The sequence below is a fragment of the Variovorax sp. OV700 genome (assembly GCF_900099805.1).
In the GTDB taxonomy this organism is placed as follows: Bacteria; Pseudomonadota; Gammaproteobacteria; order Burkholderiales; family Burkholderiaceae_C; genus Variovorax.
This window is the reverse complement of record NZ_FNDR01000006.1, coordinates 283,626-306,964: the sequence shown is the minus strand read 5'-3', so window position 1 is coordinate 306,964 and position 23,339 is coordinate 283,626. Positions and strand designations below refer to the sequence as shown.

At 66.7% G+C, this 23,339-nt stretch carries 21 protein-coding genes; 16 read left to right on the top strand and 5 right to left on the bottom strand.

Translation table 11 applies throughout. From position 1 onward, the window contains the following. Positions 1-46 precede the first annotated feature (46 nt). Positions 47-2,893, bottom strand: a complete 2,847-nt coding sequence (ppc, locus tag BLR24_RS16685; RefSeq protein WP_093018824.1) for a phosphoenolpyruvate carboxylase — start codon at positions 2,891-2,893, stop codon at positions 47-49. An 81-nt stretch (positions 2,894-2,974) separates the two neighbouring features. Here ppc and hemC point away from each other — a divergent pair, with 81 nt between their 5' ends. The 4 genes from hemC to BLR24_RS16665 all read left to right on the top strand — a co-directional run bounded on the left by hemC (position 2,975) and on the right by BLR24_RS16665 (position 7,168). Then, positions 2,975-3,901, top strand: coding sequence for a hydroxymethylbilane synthase (hemC, locus tag BLR24_RS16680; protein ID WP_093018822.1), 927 nt, complete (start codon positions 2,975-2,977; stop codon positions 3,899-3,901). 19 nt (positions 3,902-3,920) lie between these two features. Then, positions 3,921-4,709: a uroporphyrinogen-III synthase gene (locus BLR24_RS16675; RefSeq protein ID WP_093018820.1), complete on the top strand. Its 789-nt coding sequence runs from the start codon at positions 3,921-3,923 to the stop codon at positions 4,707-4,709. Then, positions 4,706-5,797 carry a uroporphyrinogen-III C-methyltransferase gene (locus BLR24_RS16670; RefSeq protein ID WP_093018818.1) on the top strand — a complete coding sequence of 364 codons (1,092 nt, stop codon included), beginning with the start codon at positions 4,706-4,708 and terminating at the stop codon, positions 5,795-5,797. The genes BLR24_RS16675 and BLR24_RS16670 overlap by 4 nt, the downstream gene beginning before the upstream one ends. An 87-nt stretch (positions 5,798-5,884) precedes the next feature. Continuing rightward, on the top strand, positions 5,885-7,168 hold the full coding sequence (locus BLR24_RS16665) for a heme biosynthesis protein HemY (RefSeq protein ID WP_093018816.1): 1,284 nt from the start codon (positions 5,885-5,887) through the stop codon (positions 7,166-7,168). A 123-nt stretch (positions 7,169-7,291) separates the two neighbouring features. Here the strand turns inward: BLR24_RS16665 and BLR24_RS16660 are convergent, their stop codons facing one another. Then, entirely contained in the window at positions 7,292-10,519 is a 3,228-nt protein-coding gene (locus BLR24_RS16660; protein WP_093018814.1) for an Rne/Rng family ribonuclease, read from the bottom strand. A gap of 561 nt (positions 10,520-11,080) precedes the next feature. Here BLR24_RS16660 and BLR24_RS16655 point away from each other — a divergent pair. The 4 genes from BLR24_RS16655 to BLR24_RS16640 are packed head-to-tail and all read left to right on the top strand — an operon-like array spanning position 11,081 to position 14,269. Continuing rightward, the gene (locus BLR24_RS16655; RefSeq protein ID WP_093018812.1) at positions 11,081-12,178 is read left to right on the top strand and encodes an RluA family pseudouridine synthase; all 1,098 of its coding nucleotides are present in this window, start codon (positions 11,081-11,083) and stop codon (positions 12,176-12,178) included. Further along, positions 12,171-12,842 (top strand): HAD family hydrolase, encoded by a 672-nt coding sequence (locus BLR24_RS16650; RefSeq protein ID WP_093018810.1) that lies wholly within the window; start codon positions 12,171-12,173, stop codon positions 12,840-12,842. Before BLR24_RS16655 ends, BLR24_RS16650 begins: the two co-directional genes overlap by 8 nt. 10 nt (positions 12,843-12,852) lie before the next feature. Next, positions 12,853-13,224 (top strand): Rieske (2Fe-2S) protein, encoded by a 372-nt coding sequence (locus BLR24_RS16645; RefSeq protein WP_093018808.1) that lies wholly within the window; start codon positions 12,853-12,855, stop codon positions 13,222-13,224. 1 nt (position 13,225) lies between these two features. Beyond that, positions 13,226-14,269 carry a S49 family peptidase gene (locus BLR24_RS16640; RefSeq protein ID WP_093018806.1) on the top strand — a complete coding sequence of 348 codons (1,044 nt, stop codon included), beginning with the start codon at positions 13,226-13,228 and terminating at the stop codon, positions 14,267-14,269. A gap of 14 nt (positions 14,270-14,283) precedes the next feature. On the opposite strand, the gene BLR24_RS16635 is transcribed toward BLR24_RS16640, so the two are convergent. The 3 genes from BLR24_RS16635 to BLR24_RS16625 are packed head-to-tail and all read right to left on the bottom strand — an operon-like array spanning position 14,284 to position 16,777. Continuing rightward, positions 14,284-15,435 carry an MFS transporter gene (locus BLR24_RS16635; RefSeq protein ID WP_093018804.1) on the bottom strand — a complete coding sequence of 384 codons (1,152 nt, stop codon included), beginning with the start codon at positions 15,433-15,435 and terminating at the stop codon, positions 14,284-14,286. A 2-nt stretch (positions 15,436-15,437) separates the two neighbouring features. Then, positions 15,438-16,199, bottom strand: a complete 762-nt coding sequence (locus tag BLR24_RS16630) for an SAM-dependent methyltransferase (RefSeq protein ID WP_093018802.1) — start codon at positions 16,197-16,199, stop codon at positions 15,438-15,440. Then, entirely contained in the window at positions 16,196-16,777 is a 582-nt protein-coding gene (locus BLR24_RS16625; protein WP_093018800.1) for a Maf family protein, read from the bottom strand. The genes BLR24_RS16630 and BLR24_RS16625 overlap by 4 nt, the downstream gene beginning before the upstream one ends. 82 nt (positions 16,778-16,859) lie before the next feature. Here BLR24_RS16625 and BLR24_RS16620 point away from each other — a divergent pair, with 82 nt between their 5' ends. From BLR24_RS16620 to fabF, 8 genes are all read left to right on the top strand, one after another. Then, positions 16,860-17,417, top strand: coding sequence for a YceD family protein (locus BLR24_RS16620; protein WP_093018798.1), 558 nt, complete (start codon positions 16,860-16,862; stop codon positions 17,415-17,417). A gap of 146 nt (positions 17,418-17,563) precedes the next feature. Next, positions 17,564-17,746 carry a 50S ribosomal protein L32 gene (gene rpmF / locus BLR24_RS16615; protein WP_007830466.1) on the top strand — a complete coding sequence of 61 codons (183 nt, stop codon included), beginning with the start codon at positions 17,564-17,566 and terminating at the stop codon, positions 17,744-17,746. Positions 17,747-17,807: 61 nt separating this feature from the next. After that, entirely contained in the window at positions 17,808-18,905 is a 1,098-nt protein-coding gene (plsX, locus tag BLR24_RS16610) for a phosphate acyltransferase PlsX (protein WP_093018796.1), read from the top strand. Further along, entirely contained in the window at positions 18,905-19,882 is a 978-nt protein-coding gene (locus BLR24_RS16605; RefSeq protein WP_093018794.1) for a beta-ketoacyl-ACP synthase III, read from the top strand. The genes plsX and BLR24_RS16605 overlap by 1 nt, the downstream gene beginning before the upstream one ends. A gap of 51 nt (positions 19,883-19,933) precedes the next feature. After that, positions 19,934-20,887 carry an ACP S-malonyltransferase gene (gene fabD / locus BLR24_RS16600; RefSeq protein ID WP_093018792.1) on the top strand — a complete coding sequence of 318 codons (954 nt, stop codon included), beginning with the start codon at positions 19,934-19,936 and terminating at the stop codon, positions 20,885-20,887. 25 nt (positions 20,888-20,912) lie between these two features. After that, a complete protein-coding gene (gene fabG / locus BLR24_RS16595; protein ID WP_093018790.1) occupies positions 20,913-21,656 on the top strand; it encodes a 3-oxoacyl-ACP reductase FabG in 744 nt (247 codons plus the stop codon). A 102-nt stretch (positions 21,657-21,758) separates the two neighbouring features. Then, positions 21,759-21,998 carry an acyl carrier protein gene (gene acpP, locus BLR24_RS16590; RefSeq protein WP_007830471.1) on the top strand — a complete coding sequence of 80 codons (240 nt, stop codon included), beginning with the start codon at positions 21,759-21,761 and terminating at the stop codon, positions 21,996-21,998. 96 nt (positions 21,999-22,094) lie between these two features. After that, positions 22,095-23,339, top strand: coding sequence for a beta-ketoacyl-ACP synthase II (gene fabF / locus BLR24_RS16585; protein WP_093018788.1), 1,245 nt, complete (start codon positions 22,095-22,097; stop codon positions 23,337-23,339).

Below are 23,339 nucleotides of genomic sequence, written 5' to 3'. Positions count from 1 at the left end.
GCAGGTGGAATCGGCCCGCGATTTCCTGATCGCTTCGCCGAGCCGTTCAACCGGTGTTGCGCAAGCCCGCCGCAACCCCGTTGATCGAGATGTGGATGCCGCGCTGCAGCCGCTCGCCGCCTTCGCCCGCACGATAGCGCCGCATCAGTTCGACCTGCAGGTGATGCAGCGGGTCGATGTACGGAAAGCGGTGGCGCACCGAGCGCTGCATCTCGGCATTGCCTTCGAGCCTCTGCTTGGCGCCGGTGATGAGGGTGAGCGCGTCGGAGGTGCGGTGCCATTCGGTGTCGATCATCGAGAACACCTTCTGGCGCAGCTTGCGGTCGGTCACGAGTTCGGCGTAGCGCGAGGCCAGCGCGAGGTCGCTCTTGGCAAGCACCATGTCCATGTTGGAGAGCAGCGTGCGAAAGAACGGCCACTGCGCATACATGCGGCGCAGCAGGGCGACGCGTTCCTTGCGCGCGGCCGGCGTTTCGGCCGACGCCAGGAACTGCTCCACGCCCGAGCCGAAGCCGAACCAGCCGGGAATGGTGAGCCGGCATTGGCCCCAGCTGAAGCTCCATGGCACGGCGCGCAGGTCGTCGATCTTGTGGCTCGGGTTGCGCGAAGCGGGACGCGAGCCGATGTTGAGTTCGGCAATCTCGCGGATCGGCGTGGAGCCGAAGAAATAATCGCCGAAGCCCGGGGTTTCGTACACCAGCTTGCGGTAGGCCGCCATGCTCGCAGTCGATAGCTCCCCGGCTGCCGAAAGGAATGTGGCGGGCGCCGACTTGGCCTGGGGCAGCAGCGTGGCTTCGAGCGTGGCGGCCACCAGCGTCTCGAGGTTGCGCCGGCCGATCTCGCGATTCGCGTACTTCGAGCCGATGACTTCGCCTTGCTCGGTGAGGCGGATCTGTCCGCGCACCGTGCCCGGGGGCTGCGCGAGGATGGCCTGGTAGCTCGGGCCGCCGCCGCGTCCCACCGTGCCGCCACGGCCATGGAACATGCGCAGACGGATGGGGTTGGTTTTCTTCTTCTTGTTGAGCTCGTCGAACAGCGACACCAGCGCGATGCCGGCGCGATAGAGCTCCCAGTTGCTGGTGAAGATGCCGCCATCCTTGTTGCTGTCGCTGTAGCCGAGCATCACGTCCTGTTCGGCGCCCGAGCGCTCGATCAGCGCCTGGATGTTCGGCAGCGCATAGAAGGCGCGCACGATGGGTGCGGCGTTGCGCAGGTCTTCGATGGTTTCGAAAAGCGGCACCACGATCAGGTCGCAGGTGGCGTTGCCGTTCATCGCGCCGCGCAACAGGCCCACTTCTTTTTGCAGCAGCAGCGCTTCGAGCAGGTCGCTCACCGTTTCGGTGTGGCTGATGATGTAGTGGCGGATGGCCGCCGCGCCGTATCGCGCACGCGCGATGCGCGCGGCCGCGAAGATCGCGAGTTCGCTCTTCGCGAGCGGCGAGTATTCGGCATCGGGCACGCGCAGCGGACGGGCGTCGTCGAGCAGCTTGAGCAGCAGCGTCTGCTTGGCCTCTTCGGCCAGCGAGGCGTACGCGGGCTCGATGCGCGCGGTGGCCAGCAGCTCGGCGATCACGGCCTCGTGCTTGTCCGAACTCTGGCGCAGGTCGACCGTGGCCAGGTGGAAGCCGAACACCTCCACCGCGCGGATCAGCGGCCGCAGGCGCGGTGCGGCCAGCACGGTGCCGTGCTTCTCGGCGAGCGACTGTTCCACGGTGTGGAGATCGGCCAGAAAATCCTCGGCCCGCGTGTAGGGGTTTTGCGGCGGCACGGCATGGCGCGCGGCCTCGCCGCCAGTCAGGTCGCGCAGTGTGGCCGCAAGGCGCGCATACACCCCGGTGAGTGCGCGGCGGTAGGGCTCGTCCTTGCGGTGTTCGCTGGTGTCCGGCGAGCGTTCGGCCAGCGCCTGCATCTCGACCGACACGTCCACCAGCGTGGCGGAAAGCGAGAGTTCGCTGCCCAGGTAATGCACTTCGGTGAGGTAATGGCGCAGTGCGAGTTCGGCCTGGCGGCGCAGAGCGTATTCGAGCGTTTCGGCCGTGACGTTGGGATTGCCGTCGCGGTCGCCGCCGATCCACTGGCCCATGCGCAGGAAGGGCGCCACCGAAGGCACGGTACCGCCCTGGCCCAGCGCCTTTTCGAGATCGGCATAGACGCGCGGGATTTCGCGCAGGAACGTGGCTTCGTAGTAGCTCAGCGCGTTCTCGATCTCGTCGGCCACGGTGAGCTTGGAGAAGCGCAACAGGCGTGTCTGCCAGATCTGCGTGACGCGGATGCGCATCTGCGTTTCGTTCTCGGCGAATTCGAGCGGGGAGAGCGCGTCTTTTCCGCCCGCGTAGGCGTTCTGGCGCAGCTTGATCTCGTCGCGCGTGGTGAGCAGCAGGGCAATGGCGCGCTCGGCGTCGAGGATGCTCTTGCGCTGCACTTCGGTCGGGTGCGCGGTCAGCACCGGCGACACGTAGCTGCGGGCCAGCGAAGCCACCACCTCGTCGGGCTTGATGCCGGCCTTGCGGATGCGCGCGAGGGCCGTTTGCAGATCGCCGTCGGCACTTTCGCCGGCGCGGTCGGCCTCGGTGCGGCGGCGGATCTGGTGCCGGTCTTCCGCCAGGTTGGCCAGGTGGCTGAAATAGGTGAAGGCGCGAATCACGCGCACCGTCTCGGCCGCGCTGAGACCCTTGAGCAGGTTCTTCAGCGCGCGGTCGGCCGCATGGTCGGCATCGCGGCGGAAGGACACCGACAGCGTGCGAATCTTCTCGACCAGCGCATAGCTCTCCTCGCCCTCCTGTTCGCGGATCACGTCGCCGAGGATTCGGCCCAACAGCCGGATGTCGTCGATCAGCGGCTGGTCTTCGGTTTGGCGGCGCTTGGGCGGGGCAGGGGTCTTGCTGGCTTTCATTCGATGTTGTTCCTGGACTTGAATGGGTGCGCCGCCTGCGTTGCTGCGGCGCAACATGCTAGCATTCCGGAGGTCTGAAACTTGTACTTTTTGGGAGCGGTCTTGAGCAATATCGTGATCGCCACGCGCGAAAGCCGGCTGGCCCTGTGGCAAGCCGAACACGTGCAAGCGCTGCTGCAAGAAAAAGGCCACGCGGTCAGCCTGCTGGGCATGACCACGCGTGGCGACCAGATCCTGGACAAGTCGCTCAGCAAGGTGGGCGGCAAGGGCCTCTTCGTGAAGGAGCTCGAGCTCGCGCTCGAGGAAGGCCGCGCCGACATCGCGGTGCATTCGCTCAAGGACGTGCCGATGGATCTGCCCGAGGGCTTTGTGCTGGCCTGCGTGCTGGAGCGCGAAGATCCGCGCGACGCGCTGGTGTCGCCGCGCTATGCCTCACTCGACGAACTGCCCCAGGGGGCTGTCGTCGGCACCTCCAGCCTGCGGCGCGTGGTGCTGTTGCGCGCCCTGCGGCCCGACCTCCGCATTGAGCCCCTGCGCGGCAATCTCGACACCCGCCTGCGCAAGCTCGACGAAGGCCAGTACGACGCCATCGTGCTCGCGGCGGCCGGGCTCAAGCGGCTGGGCCTCGAAGAGCGCATCCGGGTCGCATTCGAGCCCGACACCATGCTCCCGGCCGCGGGGCAGGGCGCACTCGGCATCGAGGTGCGGGCCGACCGCGCCGACCTGATCGCACTGCTTGCGTCCCTTTCGCACCGAGGCGATTGGCTGGCCACCGCCGCCGAACGCGCGGTCAGCCGCTCGATGGGCGGAAGCTGTTCGATGCCGCTGGCGGCCCATGCGCGTTGGCAGGCCGACGGCGCATTGCGCATCGATGCCGCGTGGGGCGATCCCGAGGGTAACGCGCCGTTGGTGCGAGTTCATGCAGAGGCTGAAGCGGCCGATTTTGCGCAGGCCGGCGTGCTCGGCGAGCAGGCCGCCGCGCTGCTGCGCGCCGCCGGCGCTCATTGAACCAGGCGACTCAACAGACATGGCTGCCGCCAAGCCCGTGATCGTGACGCGGCCGGCGCGCGAGGCCGTGCAGTGGGTGGATGAATTTCGCGCTGCGGGGCTCGAGGCGGCTGCGCTACCGTTGATCGCCATCGAGCCCGCCGTCGACGCCGATCCGCTCCGGGCCGCCTGGAAGCGCCTGTCGGACTACGCGGCGCTGATGTTCGTGAGCGCCACGGCGGTCGAGCATTTCTTTCTTTACGCGGAAGGCGCACAAGCAAAAGACGCGATCGCGGCGGGCCTGCGTTTCTGGGCCACCGGTCCGGGCACCGAGCGCGCGCTGCTGCGTGCGGGTGTGCCGAAAGAGGCCGTCGATGCACCTGCGACCGACGCCGCCCGCTTCGACTCCGAAGCGCTGTGGGAACGGGTGCGAACCCAGGTCTCGGCGGGCGTGCGCGTGCTGATCGTTCGTGGCGGCGATGCGGCCGGCCATCCGAGCGGACGCGACTGGCTCGCCAACGAAATCGAAGCCGCGCAGGGTTGCCGCGACACTGTGGTCGCCTATCGGCGCCTGCCGCCGTCCTTCGACGACGCGGCGCGCGCGCTGGCGCTCGAGGGCGCCGCGGGCCGTGCGATCTGGCTGTTCAGCAGCTCCGAAGCCATCGCGAACCTGTGCGATGCGATGCCCGGCACCAAGTGGCATGCGGCCAGCGCCGTGGCAACCCATGCCCGCATCGGCGAGGCCGCGCGGGCCGCGGGATTCGGTGTGGTGCGGGTGTGCAAGCCGCTGCGTGAGGCAATGATCGCGTCGATAGAATCCTTCACATGAGTGCCGCGTCCCCGTCCGACGACTTCTCCCCCCCATCCGCCACCGCGCCGGTGCCTGCCACGCTGGCGGCATCGCAGTCGCCGGAGTCGCTGGCGGCCGCCGCAACCACGCTCTCCCGCATCGGGCTCGGCCTCTTGGCCATCGTGTCCCTGGCTGCCCTGGTGATCGCCATTTCTCTCTGGCAGAAGGTCAGCGGTATGCAGGAGCAGCTGGCGCGCCAGAGCGCGGATGCGCAAGCCCAGTCGCTCGAGGCGCGCACGCTCGCGCGGCAGGCCATCGAGACCGTGCGCGACACCGCGGCGCGCGCTGCCCTCACCGAAACCCGCGTCGCCGAGGTCGCGCTCCAGCGCTCGCAGCTCGAAGAACTGATGCAAAGCCTTTCGCGTTCGCGCGACGAGAACCTGGTGGTCGACATCGAGTCGGCCGTGCGCCTTGCCCTGCAGCAGGCCCAGGTCACGGGCAGCGTGGAGCCCTTGCTTGCGGCCCTCAAGGCCGGCGATCAGCGCATCGCGCGAGCCGCCCAGCCCCGGCTTGCGCCGCTGCAGCGTGCCATGCAGCGCGATGCCGACCGCCTGCGCAGCAGCGCCAGTGCCGACAGCGGCGAAGCGCTGCAGAAGATCGATGAGCTGACGCGAAGCGTGGACGACCTGCCGCCGCTCAATGCGGTGGCCATGCGCGGCAACGGGCTCAATGCCTGGCAGGCCGAACCCATTCCGGCCGACGCACCCTGGTGGGAACGGGCGCTTCTCACGGTGCGCGCGGAGGCCCGGTCGCTGGTGCGGGTCGGGCGCATCGATCGTCCGGAGGCCGTGCTGCTGGCGCCCGACCAGACATTTTTCCTGCGTGAGAACCTCAAGCTCAAGCTGCTCAATGCCCGCCTCTCGCTGCTGTCGCGGCAGGTGGATGTCGCGCGCAGCGAACTCGCCACGGTTTCGGCAACGCTGAACCGTTACTTCGATCCGGCGTCGCGGCGCACACAGGCGGCTGCCACGCTGTTGCAGCAACTCCAGGCCCAGGTGAAGACTTCCGAAGCTCCGCGCATCGACGACACGCTGGCCGCGCTGGCAACCGCAGCCGCCGGGCGCTGATATGAGCCCCCACGCTCTTCACTTCGTGTATTCGCTGCCCCCCGAGGGGGCGCAGGCCTGCCTTGGGGCGGCCCGGCGGGAGGCCTGATGCGAGCGGCACTCTGGCTCCTGGCACTGTTCGCCATCGCGGCAGCGGTGGCTCTGTTTGCCGGCAACAACCAGGGCACGATCACCGTGTTCTGGCCGCCATGGCGGGTCGATCTTTCGCTCAACCTGGTGCTGGTGATCCTGCTCGGCGCTTTTGTCCTGCTGCATCTTGCGCTGCGAGGCTTGGCGGCGCTGTTCTCTCTGCCGACCCAGGCCCGCCAATGGCGGTTGCAGCAGAAGGAACGCGCGCTGCATTCGGCCTTGCTCGATTCGATGGTGCAATTGCTGTCGGGACGCTTCTCGCGCGCACGCAAGGCCGCGCAAGCTGCGCTGGTCCAGGAAAGAACGCTGGCGGCCCTCGATGCGAGCCTGCCGCAGGCCCATCAGGTTCGCGTGCTGTCGCACCTGCTGGCCGCCGAGAGCGCGCAGGCGCTGCAAGACCGGCCGGCGCGTGATGCGCATCTGCAGCAAGCCCTCAATGAAAGCGCCGACCGCACCATGCTGGCGAGCCCGGAGACGCGCGAAGGCGTGCAGTTGCGCGCCGCGCGCTGGGCGCTCGAAGACCGCGATCCTGCGGCGGCGCTGGCCCGGCTCGAAGAGCTTCCGCAAGGCGTGCAACGGCGAACCCTCGCCCTCCGTATTCGCTTGAAGGCGGCACGCCAGGATCGGCGCACGCTCGAGGCGCTGGAAACCGCGCGCCTGCTCGCCAAACACGGCGCGTTCTCGGACGCTGCGGCGCAAAGCATCGTGCGCGGCCTGGCAACCGAGTTGTTGTCCGGCGCGCACGATCCGGCGCAACTGCTTCGTGCCTGGACCGAGCTCGACACGACAGAACGCGAAATGCCCGAGGTGGCGATTCATGCCGCCCAGCGCATGGTGGCCCTGCGCGGCGACCTGGCACTGGCGCGCGAATGGCTGCTGCCTGCCTGGGAGCGCATGGTGTCGCAGCCCCGCGCACTGGGCGATATGCTGCGAGTCAAACTGGCGCGGGCGCTCGAAGCGGGGCTCGATTCAGTGGACGCCGACTGGCTCGCCCGCATCGAATCGGCCCAGCGAAACAATCCGCGCGATCCGAACCTGCAGTACCTCGCGGGCATGGCGTGCATGAAGCGACAGCTCTGGGGCAAGGCCCAGCAGTTGCTCACCCAGGCCGGCCTGGGCCTGCAGGACACGGACCTCTATCGCCGTGCATGGCTCGCGCTCGCAGAACTGGCCGAAGCGCGCGGCGATGCAGAGCACGCGGCCGAGGCCTGGAAACGCGCCGCGCAGACCGAGAAGGTCTGAAGGGCGCGGTTGGCTCGCCAGGCATTCACTGCTCCTGCGATGCCGCAGTTTCACTCTCCATAAAAAAACGGCGCCAGGATGGCGCCGTTTTTCATGGGCTCGGGCCGTCGGCCCGAAGCTTCTTCAGTTCACGCCTTGCGCGTCGGACGGTGCCTTTTCGAAAGGCAGCGTCATCGAACCGAGTTCGCGGCGGGTTTCGACAAGCACCAGCGGACCGGCATCGAGCACGATGGCCGGCGGGCGTTCGCGCGGCACATGCACCGGCTTTGGCTCGGCCGCCATGGCCGCACGGGCCTGCGCAATGCGATCGGCGTCGGAGTTGACCCACTGCAGGCCCGACCCCTCGGCGATTTGTGCCAGTTCGCTCAGCGGCAGTTCGAAGGGCTGAACCTTCGGCAAGGCGCGGCCGTTGGCGGCAGGCTTGCTGCTGCTTTCGATCACGATGGGCGCCGCGATGGGAACCACGACAGGCGTTGCGGCAACCGCAGCGACGGGTGCGGGTGCGGGTGCAGGTGCAATTGCGGGTGCCGGTGCAGGACGGTCGAAGTAGCTGCGCGGTGCGGGTGCTTCTTCGAACGCTGCAGCGCGGGCTTCGGCGTGTTCCGGCTGCTGCCGCATCGGCGCTTCATTCGCGTCGATCGGCGCGCCAGCCACGTTGGCTTCGCTCTCGTCGCGCGGACCGCGTTCGCGGCGGTCGCGGCCATAACGGTCGCGCGAACGACCGCGGCGCTCTTCGCCTTCGCGGCGCGGCGCCTGCTGCTCGTTGCCACCGGTCTCGCCTTCGTCGTTATTGCCAGGTGCGACGTCGGCCGGCTCGGCGGCGCGGAGACCCGCTTCATCGGCAGCTGCCGGTGCTTCGCCGTTGGCGAAACGCGGCTGGCCTTCACCGCGGCGATCGCGGCGGCCTTCGCCGCGCTCACCACGCGGGGCGCGCTCTTCACGGCCGCCGCGCGGGGCGCGTTCGGCTTGCGTGCCGTCCTGGGGGGCGGCGTTGTCGTCACCGGCCGCTTCGCGCGGTGCCTCGGACGCATTGCGCTGGTCGCCGCGTTCACCGCGGTCAGCACGTTCACCGCGCTCGCCACGTTCCCGGCGTTCGCCGCGTGCGCGGGGCGCGCGTTCTGCCGGTGCATTGCCTTCGTCGCCGGCCGGCGCGTTGGGCGCCAGTTGCTGTGCTTCGAGGTTGCCGTCGAGTTCGGCAGCCACCGGCCGTGCCTCGCGGCCTTCGCCTTCGCGGCGTTCGCCACGTCCGCCGCGGCGTTGTTCGCCTTCACGAGGACCGCGTGCTTCACGGGGTTCGCGCTGCTCGCGGGGTTCGCGTTGTTCGCGAGGCTCACGCTGCTCGCGCGGTTGGGCGGCTTCGCTGCGCAGTTCGCTGCTGCGGCCTTCACCACGGCGCTCGCCACCACGTCCGCCACGGCGTTCGCCGTCACGGCCACCGGAGCGGCCACCGTTTTCGCTGCGGCCTTCGCCACCGCGGCCACCGCGGCGCTGTTCGCCATCGCGGGCGCCGCGCGCTTCGCCGTCGCGGCCAGAGCGGCCGCCATCACGGCGCGTGGGCTTCGGTGCCTCGACCGGAATCACGGCCGGTGCGGGGGCCGGTGCCGGCGTGCCGCCGAACCAGCTCTTGAGGCGCGCGAAGAAGCCCATTTCGGCCGGAGCCGGTGCACTCGCCACGGGCGGTGCGACCGGCGCCGGGGCCACGGCGGGTGCGCGCACGGCTTCGGCCTTGGGCGGCACCACGGGCGCCGGGGCGTCGGGCAGCACGCCCTTGATGACCGGCGTCTGCTTGTTGGTGGGTTCCTGCGAACGGCGCGTCACGGCGGTCGGGTCTTCGATCTCGTCAGCCATCTTGTAGCTGGCTTCGATGTGGTCGAGGCGCGGATCGTCGTGCTTCAGGCGCTCGAGCTTGTAGTTCGGCGTCTCGAGCGTCTTGTTGGGCACCATCAGCACGGTGACGCGCTGCTTGAGCTCGATCTTGGCGATTTCGGGGCGCTTTTCGTTCAGCAGGAACGACGCCACTTCGACCGGCACCTGGACGTGCACGGCGGCCGTGTTGTCCTTCAGGCACTCTTCCTGAATGATGCGCAGGATCTGCAGCGCGCTCGATTCGGTGTCGCGGATGTGGCCCGAACCGCCGCAGCGGGGGCAGGGGATCGACGAACCTTCCGAGAGCGCCGGCTTCAAGCGCTGGCGGCTCATTTCCATCAGGCCGAACTTGCTGATCGAGCCGAACTGCACGCGGGCGCGGTCTTGGCGCAGCGCGTCGCGCAGGCGGCTTTCGACTTCGCGGCGGTTCTTCGACTCGTCCATGTCGATGAAGTCGATGACGATCAGGCCGCCCAGGTCGCGCAGGCGCATCTGGCGGGCCACTTCGTCGGCGGCTTCGAGGTTGGTGCGGGTGGCGGTTTCTTCGATGTCGCCGCCCTTGATGGCGCGGGCCGAGTTCACGTCGACGGACACAAGTGCTTCGGTGTGGTCGATCACGATGGCGCCGCCCGAAGGCAGTTGCACGGTGCGCGCATAGGCCGACTCGATCTGGTGCTCGATCTGGAAGCGGCTGAACAACGCGGCATCGTCGCGGTAGCGCTTCACGCGGGCGGCATGCTCGGGCATGACGTGCGCCATGAACTGCTGCGCCTGGTCGTAGATGTCGTCGGTGTCGATCAGGATGTCGCCGATGTCGTGATTGAAATAGTCACGGATGGCGCGAATGACGAGCGACGATTCCTGATAGATCAGGAAGGCGCCCTTGCCGCCCTTGGCGGCGCCGTCGATGGCGCCCCAGAGCTTGAGCAGGTAGTTCAGGTCCCACTGGAGTTCGGGCGCCGAGCGGCCGATGCCGGCGGTGCGCGCGATGATGCTCATGCCCTTCGGGTACTCGAGCTGATCCATCGCCTCCTTGAGCTCAGCGCGGTCGTCGCCCTCGATGCGCCGGCTCACGCCGCCGCCGCGCGGGTTGTTGGGCATCAGCACGACGTAGCGGCCGGCCAGCGAGATGAAGGTGGTAAGGGCCGCGCCCTTGTTGCCGCGTTCTTCCTTTTCGACCTGGACGACCAGTTCCTGGCCTTCCCGGATGACGTCCTGGATGCGCGCCTGGTTGGCGGAAACGCCTTCGGCGAAGTATTGCTTGGAGATTTCCTTGAACGGCAGGAAGCCGTGGCGGTCTTCACCGTAGTCGACGAAACAGGCTTCGAGCGAAGGCTCGACGCGCGTCACGACGGCTTTGTAGATGTTGCCCTTGCGCTGTTCGCGCCCTTCGATCTCGATTTCGTAGTCGAGGAGCTTTTGCCCGTCGACGATGGCCAGGCGGCGTTCTTCGGCCTGCGTGGCATTGATCAGCATCCGCTTCATGATGCGTTGTCCTTATATGTATCGTTCTACCGGCCCATGACGGGCCAACGATGCACGGACGACGCCCGCGAAACGAGGGGAATTGCCGCTTGGCCCCGGTTGCTGTCACTGCCGCGGCAAGCGCGAGCAGAGGCCTCTCGAGCATCAGCTCAAGAAGACAGCCGGGGTGGGGGCGCGTGGATGGGCGCGAGCCAGATTCGGTGTTGAGCAGCTATCTTATTGATAGCTGGTTGCGCAATGGTGGCGCGCGGTGCGGATGACTCGATGCCTGAGGCCGCTGGCAGAAGCCAGGTGGGCCAGCGCAGGCACATTTGAATCAGCAGCATCAACACAAGGGACTCGCTTCGATCCGCTTGCAGCTTGGAAGCTGCAGGCTGGGTATTCCGTATCGGTGTTTCGTGGGTGTCGGCTTGACTTGGGCGCAGGGTCTGCCACTTTGCGCAATTGCGCGGGGTTTGCAGTCTCGGCGCCAAAGCGGCATCGACCTCGCAGCGTTGTCCTGGGTGTTTGACTGCAGTGATCTAAACTTCTGTCTAATCAAGCACTTACACGACCGCGCTGGTGAAAAACATTATAGGTGCGAAGCAAAGCCCTGCGGCCGCTCCAAATCCCGCAGATCAAAAAGCCGCGGCCGATGCCGGGGCGCCGCACGCGTCCATCAAATTCATTACTGTGGACGCCGAATCCGCTGGGCAACGGCTGGACAACTTCCTGTTCCGCCATCTGAAGGGCGTCCCCAAGACACATGTCTACCGGATCATCCGGTCGGGCGAGGTGCGCATCAATAAGGGGCGGGCGCAGGCCGACTCCCGCATCGAGACCGGCGACGTGTTGCGGCTGCCGCCGGTGCGGATATCGCTGCGCGCCGAAGAGGGGGCCACTGCACCCGCGCCCGCGCGCGAATTTCCGGTGCTGCTGGAAGACGACGCGCTGATGGCCATCGACAAGCCCGCCGGCGTGGCGGTGCATGGCGGCAGCGGGGTGAGCTTTGGCGTGATCGAGCAGCTGCGAACGGCGCGGCCGGGCGCCAAATTCCTGGAGCTCGTGCACCGGCTCGACCGCGAGACCTCGGGCATCCTGCTGGTGGCCAAGAAGCGCAGCGCGCTGGTGGCGCTGCAAGACCAGTTCCGCGAGCGCGAGACGGGCAAGACCTACCTCGCGCTGGTCGAAGGTGCCTGGCCTGCCAACAAGAAGGTGCTCGACGCGCCACTGGCCAAGTTCCTGCTGCCGGGCGACGGTGCCGGCGCCGGCGAGCGCCGCGTGCGCGTGGTTGCCAAGGACCATCCCGACGCGATGCGCGCGGTGACGCTGGTGCGCGTGCTGGCGAGGCTTACGCTGCCGGGCGATGCCGCGCCGCTGTCTCTGCTGGCGGTCACCATCAAGACCGGCCGCACGCACCAGATCCGCGTGCACCTTGCATCGGCAGGTCATGCGATTGCCGGCGACGACAAGTACGGCGACTTCGAACGCCAGCGTGTGCTCCATAAACTCGGCCTCCGGCGCATGTTTCTGCATGCCTGGCGGTTGCAGTTCAACCATCCCTCGACCGGCGAGCGCGTGGCGCTGCAGGCCGGCCTGCCGCCCGAACTGCACGCGTTGATGCCGCCCCAGGCGCTCGAGGCGCTTGCCCAACATCCGACTCCTACGGCCAATGACTGAATCTTCCAGACCTCTGCGTTTCGACCTGATCGCCTTCGATTGGGACGGCACCCTCTACGACTCCACGCGGCTCATCGTGCGCTGCATCCAGGCAGCCGTGATCGATGTGGGCGGTGCCAAGCCCAGCGAGAACGATGCCGCATGGGTCATCGGCCTGGGCCTTGCAGAGGCCCTGGCGCGCGCGGCCCCCGACGTGCCGAAGGAAAAATACGCCGAGCTCGGCGCACGCTACCGCTATCACTATTTGCAGCACCAGGACGACCTTGTGCTGTTCGACGGCGTGCTGCAGATGCTCGATGCCTTGCGCGCGCGGGGCCACAAGCTCGCGGTGGCCACCGGCAAATCGCGCCGCGGCCTCAACGAGGCGCTGAAGTCGATGGCGCTGCGCGACCGCTTCGATGCGTCACGTACCGCCGACGAGACTTTCGGCAAGCCCCATCCGCGCATGCTGCTGGAGCTGATGGAAGAGCTCGACATTCCGGTCGAGCGCACGCTGATGATCGGCGACACCACACACGACCTGCAGCTGGCGCTCAATGCCGGCTGCGCCAGCGTGGGCGTGAGCTATGGCGCGCACGAGCCCGAGAGCTTCGACGTGCTGAAGCCGTTGTTCGTCGCCCACTCGGTGGCCAGCCTCGAGGCATGGCTTCTGGACAACGCCTGAAAATCTCGCGATGAGCGAAGAAAAGCCCATCCCCCTGTGCAACGCCTCGGACCTGGTCGAGGGGGGCCGGGCCGTGCCCTTTGATGTGGTTTACGGCGGCGAAACATGCCGCGCATTTGCCGTGCGCTTTGAAGGGCAGCCGCATGCCTATCTGAACCGATGCAGTCATGTAGCGATGGAACTCGATTTCCAGCCTGACCGCTTCTTCGACGACAGTGGGCAGTGGCTGCTCTGCGCCACGCATGGCGCGGTCTACAAGCCGGACACCGGCGAATGTGCCGGCGGCCCATGCCGCGGCGGCCTTGTGAAGATCGCCCTCAGCGAACGTGACGGCGTGGTGCACTGGCATACTGCCTGGAACCTCCATCCCCTGACTTTTTGAAATGACCGACCCGAACCGCACGGAACCCGAAGGTTTTGATCCTTTTGAGCCGGCCACTCCTATTGCGTCCTCGCAGGGCGCTCCAAGAAACATGGCCAAAGATCCCACGCAACGCCCAGGGTGGGAGCGCGCAACGCTCGAGAAGCTTGCCTTCGCCTCCCTGAACGAGCAAAGGGCCGCGCGCCGTTGGAAGACCTTCACGCGCCTTTCGTGGCTCGCGTTCTTCATCTTCCTGGTCTGGCTCGCGATGTCGCGCAACGCGCCGAGCGCCGCCAAGACCACGGCCCACACCGCTGTCGTCGAAATCAAGGGCGAAATCGCCAACGGCGGCGACGCGAGCGCGGAATTCGTCGTGGCGGCCATGAAGACCGCTTTCGAGGACGAGGGTGCCAAGGGCATCGTGCTGCTGATCAACTCGCCCGGCGGCAGCCCCGTGCAGGCCGGCATCATCAGCGACGAGATCAAGCGCCTGAAGGCCAAGCACAAGAAGCCGGTCTACGCGGTGGTCGAAGAAACCTGCGCCTCTGCCGCCTATTACATTGCCGCCGCCACCGACAAGATCTTCGTCGACAAGGCCAGCATCGTCGGCAGCATCGGCGTGCTGATGGACGGCTTCGGCTTCACCGGCGTCATGGACAAGGTCGGCGTGGAGCGACGCCTGCTCACCGCCGGCGAGAACAAAGGCTTCCTCGATCCGTTCAGCCCGATGAGCGATGCGCAGCGCGCTCATGCCCAAACCATGCTGAACCAGATTCACACGCAGTTCATCAACGTGGTGAAGGCCGGGCGCGGCGACCGGCTCAAGCTCGACACCCCGGGACTTTTCAGCGGCCTGTTCTGGAGCGGCGAACAAGCCGTTGCGTTCGGCCTGGCTGACCAGCTCGGCAATGTCGACTACGTCGCACGCGAGGTGATCAAGGCCGAAGAGGTGACCGACTACACGCGGCGCGACAACGTGGCTGAAAAGCTGGCCAAGAAATTCGGCGCCGCGATGGGCGACGCCACCGTGCGCTCGCTGCAGTTCGCTACGCCGGCGCTGCGCTGAGGTCGGCGGCCGGCTCAGCTTGGGCTGCCGCTGTCCGTGAAACGGGCCGATGCGGCCAGCGCCGCGGCAAAAACCACGACCACATAGAGCGCGGCCGTCAGCGAAGTGGCCCGGGCCAGCAGCCCGATGACGGCGGGTCCGGCCATGAAGCCCAGGTAGGCGATGGCCGAGACGGCCGCGATGCCCGTTGCGGCTTCGACGCCGGGCACGCGGGCCGATGCACCGAACAAGATCGGCACCACGTTCGCGAACCCCACGCCCACTCCCGCAAAGCCGATCAGCGCGAGCCAGGGCAGGTCGGTCAGCAGAACCAGCGTCATGGCCGCCGCCGCAAGCAAGCCGCTGCCGAGCAGCAGCGCAGCCGGCGAGAAGCGCGCACGCATCGCATCGCCACCGAAACGCGCGGCTGCCATGGCGGCCGAAAAGCTTGCATACGCCAGCGCGGCCTGCTTTTGCGGGCTGCCGAGTTCCTGCTGCATGTAGAGCACGCTCCAGTCGTAGATCGCGCCTTCGGCAATCAGGCCCAGCGCGGCGAGCAAGCCCAGCACCGCGAGCACGCCGCGAGGCAGCCGAAATGCGTGGTCGGCCGGGGATGCGTCGCTGGTGGCAGGCGGCTTGGGGAGCATGTGCCACGAAGACGCGGCCACCACCAGCACCATGGCCACCGCGACCCACAGGAGGTGGGCCTGGGCTTCGAGCCCGGCCGCCAGTGCCGCGCTGCCGCTCGCGGCGCCGGCCATGCCGCCCAGGCTGAACATGCCGTGCATGCCGCTCATCAGCGGTTTGCCGCCATGCAGCTCGAGTTGCGCCGCTTCGGCATTGATGGCCACGTCGAACACGCTGGTGACAAGACCGAAGACAGCCAGCAGCGCCAGCAGGAAGAGGTAGCCCGGCATGGCAATCAACCCGCCAAGCAGCAGCGCGTAGACGCAGCCGCAGAGGGCGGCCATGCGCCGCGGGCCGTGGCCGCCGATCCAACGCCCGGCGCTGGTCAAGCCGAACATCGCGCCGGCACCGGCCGCGAGCATGGCCAGCCCCAGTTCGGCTTCGTCGATGCCGTAGTGCGCCTTGACCGTTGGAACGTGCACGCCCCAGGTCGCAAAGATGAAGCCGGAAGAAAAGAACTGCGCGCGCGCGGCCCAGCGGGTGCCGGCAGTCACCACCATCGTCAGCGCCCGATCGCGAACACCGCGGGCAGGCGCTCGTCCGTCGGGCTTTGCGCCTTGGAGCGCCAGGCCTTCACCGTTTCGCTGCGCACCTGGGCTGTTGCGAGCGTCAGCCCGCGCGCCACGGCGAGCCGCGTGTTGTGCTGCAGCGTTTGCACGAGGGCCTGGAGCAGCGCGGCATTGCGGTAGGGGGTTTCGATGAAAAGCTGCGTCTGGCCGGTCTTGAGGGCCAGCGCCTCGAGTTCCCGGATGCGAACCTGGCGCTCGCCCGAATCCTGCGGCAGGTAACCGACAAAGGCAAAGTTCTGTCCGTTGAGGCCGCTGGCCGCCAATGCGAGCAGCAGCGACACGGGGCCGGTGAGCGGGACTACGGCAATGCCAAGCTCGTGCGCGGCGCGCGCCACCGAGGAGCCGGGGTCGGCCACCGCCGGCATGCCGGCTTCGCTGAGCAGGCCGACGTCGTGGCCTTCGAGTGCGGCGGCCAGCAATGGCTTGGCATCGAACTGGCCGGCGTGGTCGCCTTTCTTGTGCACCTCGCGCGGCAGTTCCCGGATGTCCTGTGCCTGCAGGGGCGCAGCCAGTGGAACGACTGCATCGATGCGCTTCAGGTAGGCGCGTGCCGACTTGGCGTTCTCGCAGATCCAATGGGTGATGCCGGCGGCCGCCTGCAGCGTACCGAGGGGCAAGGCGTCCTGCAGCGGCGCTTGTGTATCGCAGCCGAAGTCGAGCGGCGCGGGCACCAGGTAGAGCTTGCCGCGGGTCACAGCAGATCGACCCCGGCGGAACGCAGCATCCGGCAGGTGCGGATCAGCGGCAGGCCGACCAGGGCAGTCGGGTCGTCGCTGTCGATCGCGCTCAGCAAGGCGATGCCGAGGCCTTCGCTCTTGGCGCTGCCCGCGCAGTCGTAGGGTTGTTCGGCCTGCAGGTAGTGCTCGATGGCTGCATCGCTGAGTTCGCGGAACACCACCCGAACCGGCGCCAGGTCGCGCTGGACGAAGCCCGTGGCTTGGCAGACGACGGCCACGGCGGTCTGGAATACCAGCGTCTGGCCGCGCATCCGGCGTAGCTGGGCTGTGGCGCGTGCGTGGTCGCCCGGCTTGCCGAGCGCCTCGCCGGCGAGGTCGGCCACCTGGTCCGAACCGATCACCACGGCCTCGGGAAACCGCGCGGCAACTGCCTGGGCCTTTTCCAATGCCAGGCGCTCGGCCAGCTCGCGCGGGGTCTCTCCGCTCTGGGCGGTCTCGTCGACTTCGGGGGGCTGCACGTCGAAGGGTAGGTGGAGGCGGGCCAGCAATTCGCGGCGATAGCGTGAGGTCGAGGCAAGGATCAAGGGGCGTTGCATGGCGACGATTGTGCGTGAGCTGCCAAAAAGCCTTTGGCGGCGCTCCGCCAATTCCCGCGGCCGGCGCGCTAGACTGGAGCGGATGAAGAGAGAATTTGTTCCCGAACGGCTCGACGTGGCCGCCTTTGCCGCCGAAGCTGCGGCGCTTTCAGCCGACGATCCGGTCCCCAACTATCCCCGGCTGGCGCAGGAACTCGCTTTGCCGGCGCCTAATGCCGTGGTCAGCTGGGAAGCCGTGGGCGAGCAGCGCCCCGGCGCCTTGGGCAAGGCCGAGCCCTGGCTGCACTTGGTGGCCGAGGCGACCGTGCCGTTGGTTTGCCAGCGCTGCCTGGCGCCTGTGGACACGCTTGTTGAGTCGGACCGCTGGTTCCGTTTCGTGGCCGACGAGGCCACGGCCGACGCCGAGGACGACGAATCGGAAGAAGACCTGCTCGTCGTGAGCCGCGATTTCGACCTTCACGCACTGATCGAGGACGAGCTCCTGATGGAAATTCCCGTCATGCCGGTGCACGAGGTCTGCCCCACGCCGATCCAACTGTCGTCCAGCGACGAAGATTTCAACGCCGCGGAAGAAGCCAAGCCCAACCCGTTTGCGGTGCTCGGCGCGTTGCGTTCGCGCAAGCCGGAAGAGGGCAAGTAGCCCTTTTCCTCAGGCTAGGCTATAATCATGGGCTTCGCGCGCGCCGCCGTGAGCAGCAAGACAGACCAAGGCATTCCATACATGCCCCTGTATTGCCACCGCCAGAGAGCGCATCCAATCACTCACCTAACAGTCCAGGAGCCATCATGGCCGTCCAGCAAAACAAGAAGTCGCCTTCCAAGCGCGGCATGCACCGTTCCCACAATGCGCTGGTCGTGCCCGGCATCGCCGTGGAACCGACCACCGGCGAAACGCACCTGCGCCACCACATCAGCCCCAACGGTTTCTACCGTGGCCGCCAGGTGCTCAAGAACAAGTCCGAAGCCTGATCTCGCATCCCAAGGCCAAGGCCCGAAGCTACTTTTGCCGTAGCGTCGGGCCTTTGTTTTGATGGCTACGCCTTCTTCCCCCGAAATCACTGCTGCGCCTTCCGCAATCACGCTCGCCGTCGATTGCATGGGAGGTGACCATGGGCCGCGCGTCACGCTCGCGGCCTGCCGCGCGTTCCTTGAGCGGCACAGCGAAGCTTCGTTGCTGCTGGTTGGTGCGCCTGCCGCATTGGCCGGGTTTGCTGCGCATCCGCGTGCGCGCATCGTTGCCGCCAGCGAAGTGGTGGGCATGGACGATCCTATTGAAATCGCCCTGCGCAAGAAGAAGGACTCTTCGATGCGCGTTGCGATCCAGCAGGTCAAGGACGGTGCCGCTCAAGCGGCCATTTCGGCCGGCAATACCGGCGCCCTGATGGCCATTGCGCGCTATCTCCTGAAGACGCTCGACGGCATCGACCGCCCCGCCATTGCGCCCCAGCTCCCGAACGCCAAGGGCGGCGCCACCACGGTGCTGGACCTGGGTGCCAACGTCGATTGCGATGCCGAAGACCTGCTTCAGTTCGCCGTGCTCGGCTCGGCCCTGGTCTCCGCGCTCACCGGCAACGAGGCTCCATCGGTCGGCTTGCTCAATATTGGCGAGGAAGCCATAAAGGGCAGCGAAACGATCAAAAAAGCAAGCCAACTGCTGCGTACAGCCGCCAACTCGAAGGATTTGAACTTCTACGGCAACGTGGAGGGCAACGATATCTTCAAGGGCACGACCGACATCGTGGTTTGTGACGGCTTCGTTGGCAACGTCGCGCTGAAGGCCAGCGAAGGCGTGGCCTCGATGATCGGCGAGTTCATTCGTATCGAGTTTTCGCGCAATATTTTGACGAAAGCGGCGGCAATTGTTGCCTACCCGGTGCTAAAAGCGTTTAAAAATCGCTTGGACCATCGTCGGTACAACGGCGCTGCCCTGTTGGGCCTTCGCGGGCTGGTGTTCAAGAGCCATGGCTCGGCTGACGAAGTGGCTTTCGGCCACGCGCTGGATCGCGCTTATGATGCCGCTCGCAACAACCTGCTCGACCGCGTGCGGGCCCGCATTGCTCACGCCGCGCCATTGCTCGCGCGGCAGGAGCCGGCGGTGCCTGCCGACGCGGCGGCCCTTCACGTTTGATGAGCTCTTATTCACGCATCACCGGCACAGGCAGCTATCTGCCTCCGCGCCGGGTGACCAACGACGACCTTGCCAAGGAATTGGCAACACGCGGCATCGAGACTTCGAACCAGTGGATCGTCGAACGCACCGGCATCCACGCGCGGCACTTTGCGGCGCCTGAAGTCACGAGCAGCGATCTCGGCCTCGAGGCCGCCCGGCACGCGCTGGAAGCCGCGGGGCGCAAGGCGGAAGACGTCGACCTGATCATCGTCGCCACGTCGACGCCGGACATGGTGTTTCCGTCGTCGGCTGCCATTCTCCAGAACAAGCTCGGCATTGCCGGCTGCGCGGCATTCGATGTCCAGGCGGTCTGCAGCGGCTTTGTGTATGCGCTGACCGTGGCCGACGCGATGATTCGCACCGGCAGCGCGCGCTGCGCGCTGGTGATTGGCGCTGAAGTGTTCTCGCGCATCCTCGATTTCAACGATCGCACCACCTGCGTGCTGTTCGGCGACGGTGCCGGCGCAGTGGTGCTCGAGGCCAGCGACGAGCCCGGCATCCTCGCGAGCGACCTGCATGCGGATGGCAAGCATGTCGGCATTCTTTGCGTGCCGGGCCACGTCTCGGGCGGCAATGTGCTGGGCACGCCGCTGCTGCACATGGACGGCCAGGCCGTGTTCAAGCTGGCGGTGCGCGTGCTCGAAGATGCGGCACGCGCCACGCTTGCAAAGGCAGGCAAGACCGAAGCGGACATCGACTGGCTGATTCCGCACCAGGCCAACATCCGCATCATGGAAGGCACGGCCAAGAAGCTGAAGCTTCCGCGCGAGAAGCTCATCGTCACGGTCAACGAGCATGGCAACACCTCGGCCGCCTCGATTCCGCTGGCGCTCGACGAAGCCGTGCGGTCCGGCAAAGTGAAGAAGGGCGAAACCGTCATGCTCGAAGGCGTCGGCGGCGGCTTCACCTGGGGCGCGGTGCTATTGAACCTGTAGCCATTGCAATGCCCCTCGCGGTGGGGCTGCAGTGCGACATACGCTGAAACAATGAAATCCTTTGCTTTTGTCTTTCCGGGCCAAGGCTCGCAGGCGGTCGGTATGCTCGACGCCTGGGGCGACCACCCGGCCGTGGCCGAAACCCTGCGCGAAGCTTCCGAGGCGCTGGGCGAAGACGTCGCGGCGCTGATCAAGAACGGCCCCAAGGAAGAACTGGCGCTCACCACCAATACCCAGCCGGTGATGCTGGTGGCCGGCGTTGCCGCCTGGCGCGCATGGCTGGCCGACGGTGGCGCGGCCCCTTCCGTCGTTGCGGGGCATTCCCTTGGCGAGTACTCGGCGCTGGTGGCGTCTGGCGTTCTCAGCTTGGCGCAAGCCGCGCCGCTGGTGCGTTTTCGGGCGCGGGCCATGCAGCAGGCCGTGCCGGTCGGGATGGGTGCCATGGCGGCCGTCCTCGGCATGGAAGCGGCCAAGGTGGTGGCGAGCTGCGCGGAAGCAACAGCGTCCTTCGGCGCCGGAAGCGCCGAGATCGTCGAGGCGGTGAATTTCAACGACCCGATGCAGACCGTGATCGCGGGTAGCAAGGCGGCCGTCGACAAGGCCTGCGAGCTGGTCAAGGCCAACGGTGCCAAGCGCGCACTGCTGCTGCCCGTGTCGGCACCCTTCCACTCCAGCCTGATGAAGCCCGCCGCCGAGGCGCTGCGCGAAAAGCTGACCACGATCACGTTCGCTGCGCCGCAGATTCCGGTGCTGAACAACATCGACGTGGCCGTTGAAACCGATCCCGAACGCATCCGAGACGCCCTGGTGCGCCAGGCGGCCGGGCCGGTTCGCTGGGTTGAAAGCGTGCAGGCCTTGAAACTGCGCGGTGTAGCCGCCATCATCGAGTGCGGGCCGGGCAAGGTGCTGGCCGGTATGGTCAAGCGCATTGCCCCCGAACTCGAAGCCGCGTCCGTGTACGACCCGGCGACTCTCGCGGACACCCGACAACTGGTCGCCGGCTGAACGGCGCAAGGCCCCCGATACTTTTATGAGCATTCCCAAATTCGAAGGGCAAGTCGCCCTGGTCACCGGCGCGTCGCGCGGCATCGGCGCGGCGATTGCGCTTGAACTGGCGCACCGCGGCCTCAAGGTGGTCGGCACCGGCACCACCGAAGACAGCGCAGCAAAGATCACCTCGGCCTTGAGTGCCTTCGACGGCCGCGGCCGGGCGCTCAACGTGAACGACGCCGCAGCCGTCGAGGCGCTGATCGACGAAATCGTGCAGGCCTACGGTGCGATTCACGTGCTGGTCAACAACGCCGGCATCACGCGCGACACGCTCGCCATGCGCATGAAGGACGACGACTGGGATGCGGTGCTCGACACCAATCTCAAAGCCGTGTTCCGCCTGTCGCGTGCGGTGATTCGCCCGATGATGAAGCAGCGCTACGGCCGCATCATCAGCATCACGAGCGTGGTCGGTGCCTCCGGCAATGCCGGCCAGGCCAACTATGCGGCTGCCAAGGCCGGTGTCGCGGGCATGACCCGCGCACTCGCCCGCGAACTCGGCAGCCGCAACATCACGGTCAACTGCGTCGCGCCGGGCTTCATCGAGACCGATATGACCGCCAGCCTGCCCGAGGCTCAGCAGCAGGCGCTGCTCCAGCAGATCCCGCTGGGCCACCTTGGCAAGCCAGCCGACATCGCACATGCCGTGTCCTACCTTGCATCGCCCCAGGCGTCGTACGTGACGGGGCAGGAACTGCACGTCAACGGCGGCATGCACATGTAATTGCCGCAAGGCGCAAACTTTCCCCGTACCGGGTGCACGGCAAATGCCACAATGCGCCCGGCTAAAATCCACCGATTACCTACAACCCTCAGAGGGAACCAAATGAGCGATATCGAAGCACGTGTCAAGAAAATCATCGCCGAGCAACTCGGCGTGGAAGAGTCCCAAGTAACGAACGAAAAGGCTTTCGTGGCCGACCTCGGTGCGGACTCGCTCGACACGGTCGAACTGGTGATGGCACTCGAAGACGAGTTCGGCATCGAGATTCCCGATGAAGACGCCGAGAAGATCACCACGGTGCAAAACGCCGTCGACTACGCCACCAAGAATCAAAAGGCCTGATCGGGCCAGCTGGAACTGCCACGGCCGGCGGCGCTTTTCATCGAGCCCGTACGCGCCGACCGCAGTTGTTCAGCGCTTCCAGAAAGGTTTGCCGGCATGACCAAACGCCGCGTCGTCGTGACCGGACTCGGTTGCATCGCTCCTGTCGGAAACACCGCAACCGAATCCTGGGCCAACCTGTTGGCCGGGAAGTCGGGTATTGCGAACATCACCGCGTTCGATGCAAGCGCTTTCGCCTGCAAGTTCGCCGGTGAGGTCAAGGGTTTCGACATCACCCAATACATCTCGGAGAAAGAAGCGCGCCACATGGACCGCTTCATTCATCTGGGGCTTGCCGCCGCCATCCAGGCGGTGCAGGACAGCGGATTGCCGACCGGCGAAACGCTGTCCTATGAAGAAGCCGTGCGCATCGGCTGCAACATCGGCTCGGGCATCGGCGGACTGCCGATGATCGAACAGACGCATGGCGAATACGCGAGTCGCGGCCCGCGCCGCATTTCGCCGTTCTTCGTGCCGGCGTCGATCATCAACATGATCTCGGGCCATGTGTCGATCAAGTACGGCTTCAAGGGCCCGAACATCGCCGTGGTTACCGCCTGCACCACCGGCCTGCATGCCATTGGCACGTCGGCACGCATGATCGAGTACGGCGATGCCGACGTCATGATCGCGGGCGGCGCCGAGTCGACCATTTCTCCGCTCGGCATCGGCGGCTTCACCGCGCCGCGTGCACTCAGCACGCGCAACGACGATCCCGCCACGGCCTCGCGTCCATGGGACAAGGACCGCGACGGCTTTGTGCTGGGCGAGGGCGCCGGCGTGCTGGTGCTCGAAGAATACGAGCATGCCAAAGCGCGCGGTGCCAAGATCTACGCGGAAGTGGCGGGCTTTGGCCTGACCGGCGACGCGTACCACATGACCGCACCCGACGTCGACGGCCCCCGCCGCTCGATGGCCATGGCGCTGGCCAATGCGGGCGTCAACGCCGACGAAGTGCAGTACCTCAATGCACACGGCACCTCGACGCAGATCGGCGACGTCAACGAGACCAATGCGGTCAAGAAGGCCTTTGGCGACCACGCGAAGAAACTGGTCGTCAATTCGACCAAGTCGATGACCGGCCACTTGCTGGGCGGCGCCGGAGGCATCGAGTCGGTGTTCACGGTGCTGGCATTGCATCACCAGAAGAGCCCGCCGACCATCAACATCTTCAACCAGGATCCGGAGTGCGACCTCGACTACTGCGCCAACGTGGCGCGCGATCTCAAGATCGATGTCGCGGTCAAGAACAACTTCGGCTTCGGCGGCACAAACGGCACGCTGGTGTTCAAGCGCGCTTGA

Bases quoted from the DNA above. Each gene is read 5' to 3' on its own strand.
- ppc (WP_093018824.1), bottom strand. From the start codon at position 2,893: ATGAAAGCCAGCAAGACCCCTGCCCCGCCCAAGCGCCGCCAAACCGAA.
- BLR24_RS16675 (WP_093018820.1), top strand. From the start codon at position 3,921: ATGGCTGCCGCCAAGCCCGTGATCGTGACGCGGCCGGCGCGCGAGGCC.
- BLR24_RS16670 (WP_093018818.1), top strand. From the start codon at position 4,706: ATGAGTGCCGCGTCCCCGTCCGACGACTTCTCCCCCCCATCCGCCACC.
- BLR24_RS16665 (WP_093018816.1), top strand. From the start codon at position 5,885: ATGCGAGCGGCACTCTGGCTCCTGGCACTGTTCGCCATCGCGGCAGCG.
- BLR24_RS16660 (WP_093018814.1), bottom strand. From the start codon at position 10,519: ATGAAGCGGATGCTGATCAATGCCACGCAGGCCGAAGAACGCCGCCTG.
- BLR24_RS16650 (WP_093018810.1), top strand. From the start codon at position 12,171: ATGACTGAATCTTCCAGACCTCTGCGTTTCGACCTGATCGCCTTCGAT.
- BLR24_RS16645 (WP_093018808.1), top strand. From the start codon at position 12,853: ATGAGCGAAGAAAAGCCCATCCCCCTGTGCAACGCCTCGGACCTGGTC.
- BLR24_RS16640 (WP_093018806.1), top strand. From the start codon at position 13,226: ATGACCGACCCGAACCGCACGGAACCCGAAGGTTTTGATCCTTTTGAG.
- BLR24_RS16635 (WP_093018804.1), bottom strand. From the start codon at position 15,435: ATGGTGGTGACTGCCGGCACCCGCTGGGCCGCGCGCGCGCAGTTCTTT.
- BLR24_RS16625 (WP_093018800.1), bottom strand. From the start codon at position 16,777: ATGCAACGCCCCTTGATCCTTGCCTCGACCTCACGCTATCGCCGCGAA.
- BLR24_RS16620 (WP_093018798.1), top strand. From the start codon at position 16,860: ATGAAGAGAGAATTTGTTCCCGAACGGCTCGACGTGGCCGCCTTTGCC.
- rpmF (WP_007830466.1), top strand. From the start codon at position 17,564: ATGGCCGTCCAGCAAAACAAGAAGTCGCCTTCCAAGCGCGGCATGCAC.
- plsX (WP_093018796.1), top strand. From the start codon at position 17,808: ATGGCTACGCCTTCTTCCCCCGAAATCACTGCTGCGCCTTCCGCAATC.
- BLR24_RS16605 (WP_093018794.1), top strand. From the start codon at position 18,905: ATGAGCTCTTATTCACGCATCACCGGCACAGGCAGCTATCTGCCTCCG.
- fabD (WP_093018792.1), top strand. From the start codon at position 19,934: ATGAAATCCTTTGCTTTTGTCTTTCCGGGCCAAGGCTCGCAGGCGGTC.
- fabG (WP_093018790.1), top strand. From the start codon at position 20,913: ATGAGCATTCCCAAATTCGAAGGGCAAGTCGCCCTGGTCACCGGCGCG.
- acpP (WP_007830471.1), top strand. From the start codon at position 21,759: ATGAGCGATATCGAAGCACGTGTCAAGAAAATCATCGCCGAGCAACTC.
- fabF (WP_093018788.1), top strand. From the start codon at position 22,095: ATGACCAAACGCCGCGTCGTCGTGACCGGACTCGGTTGCATCGCTCCT.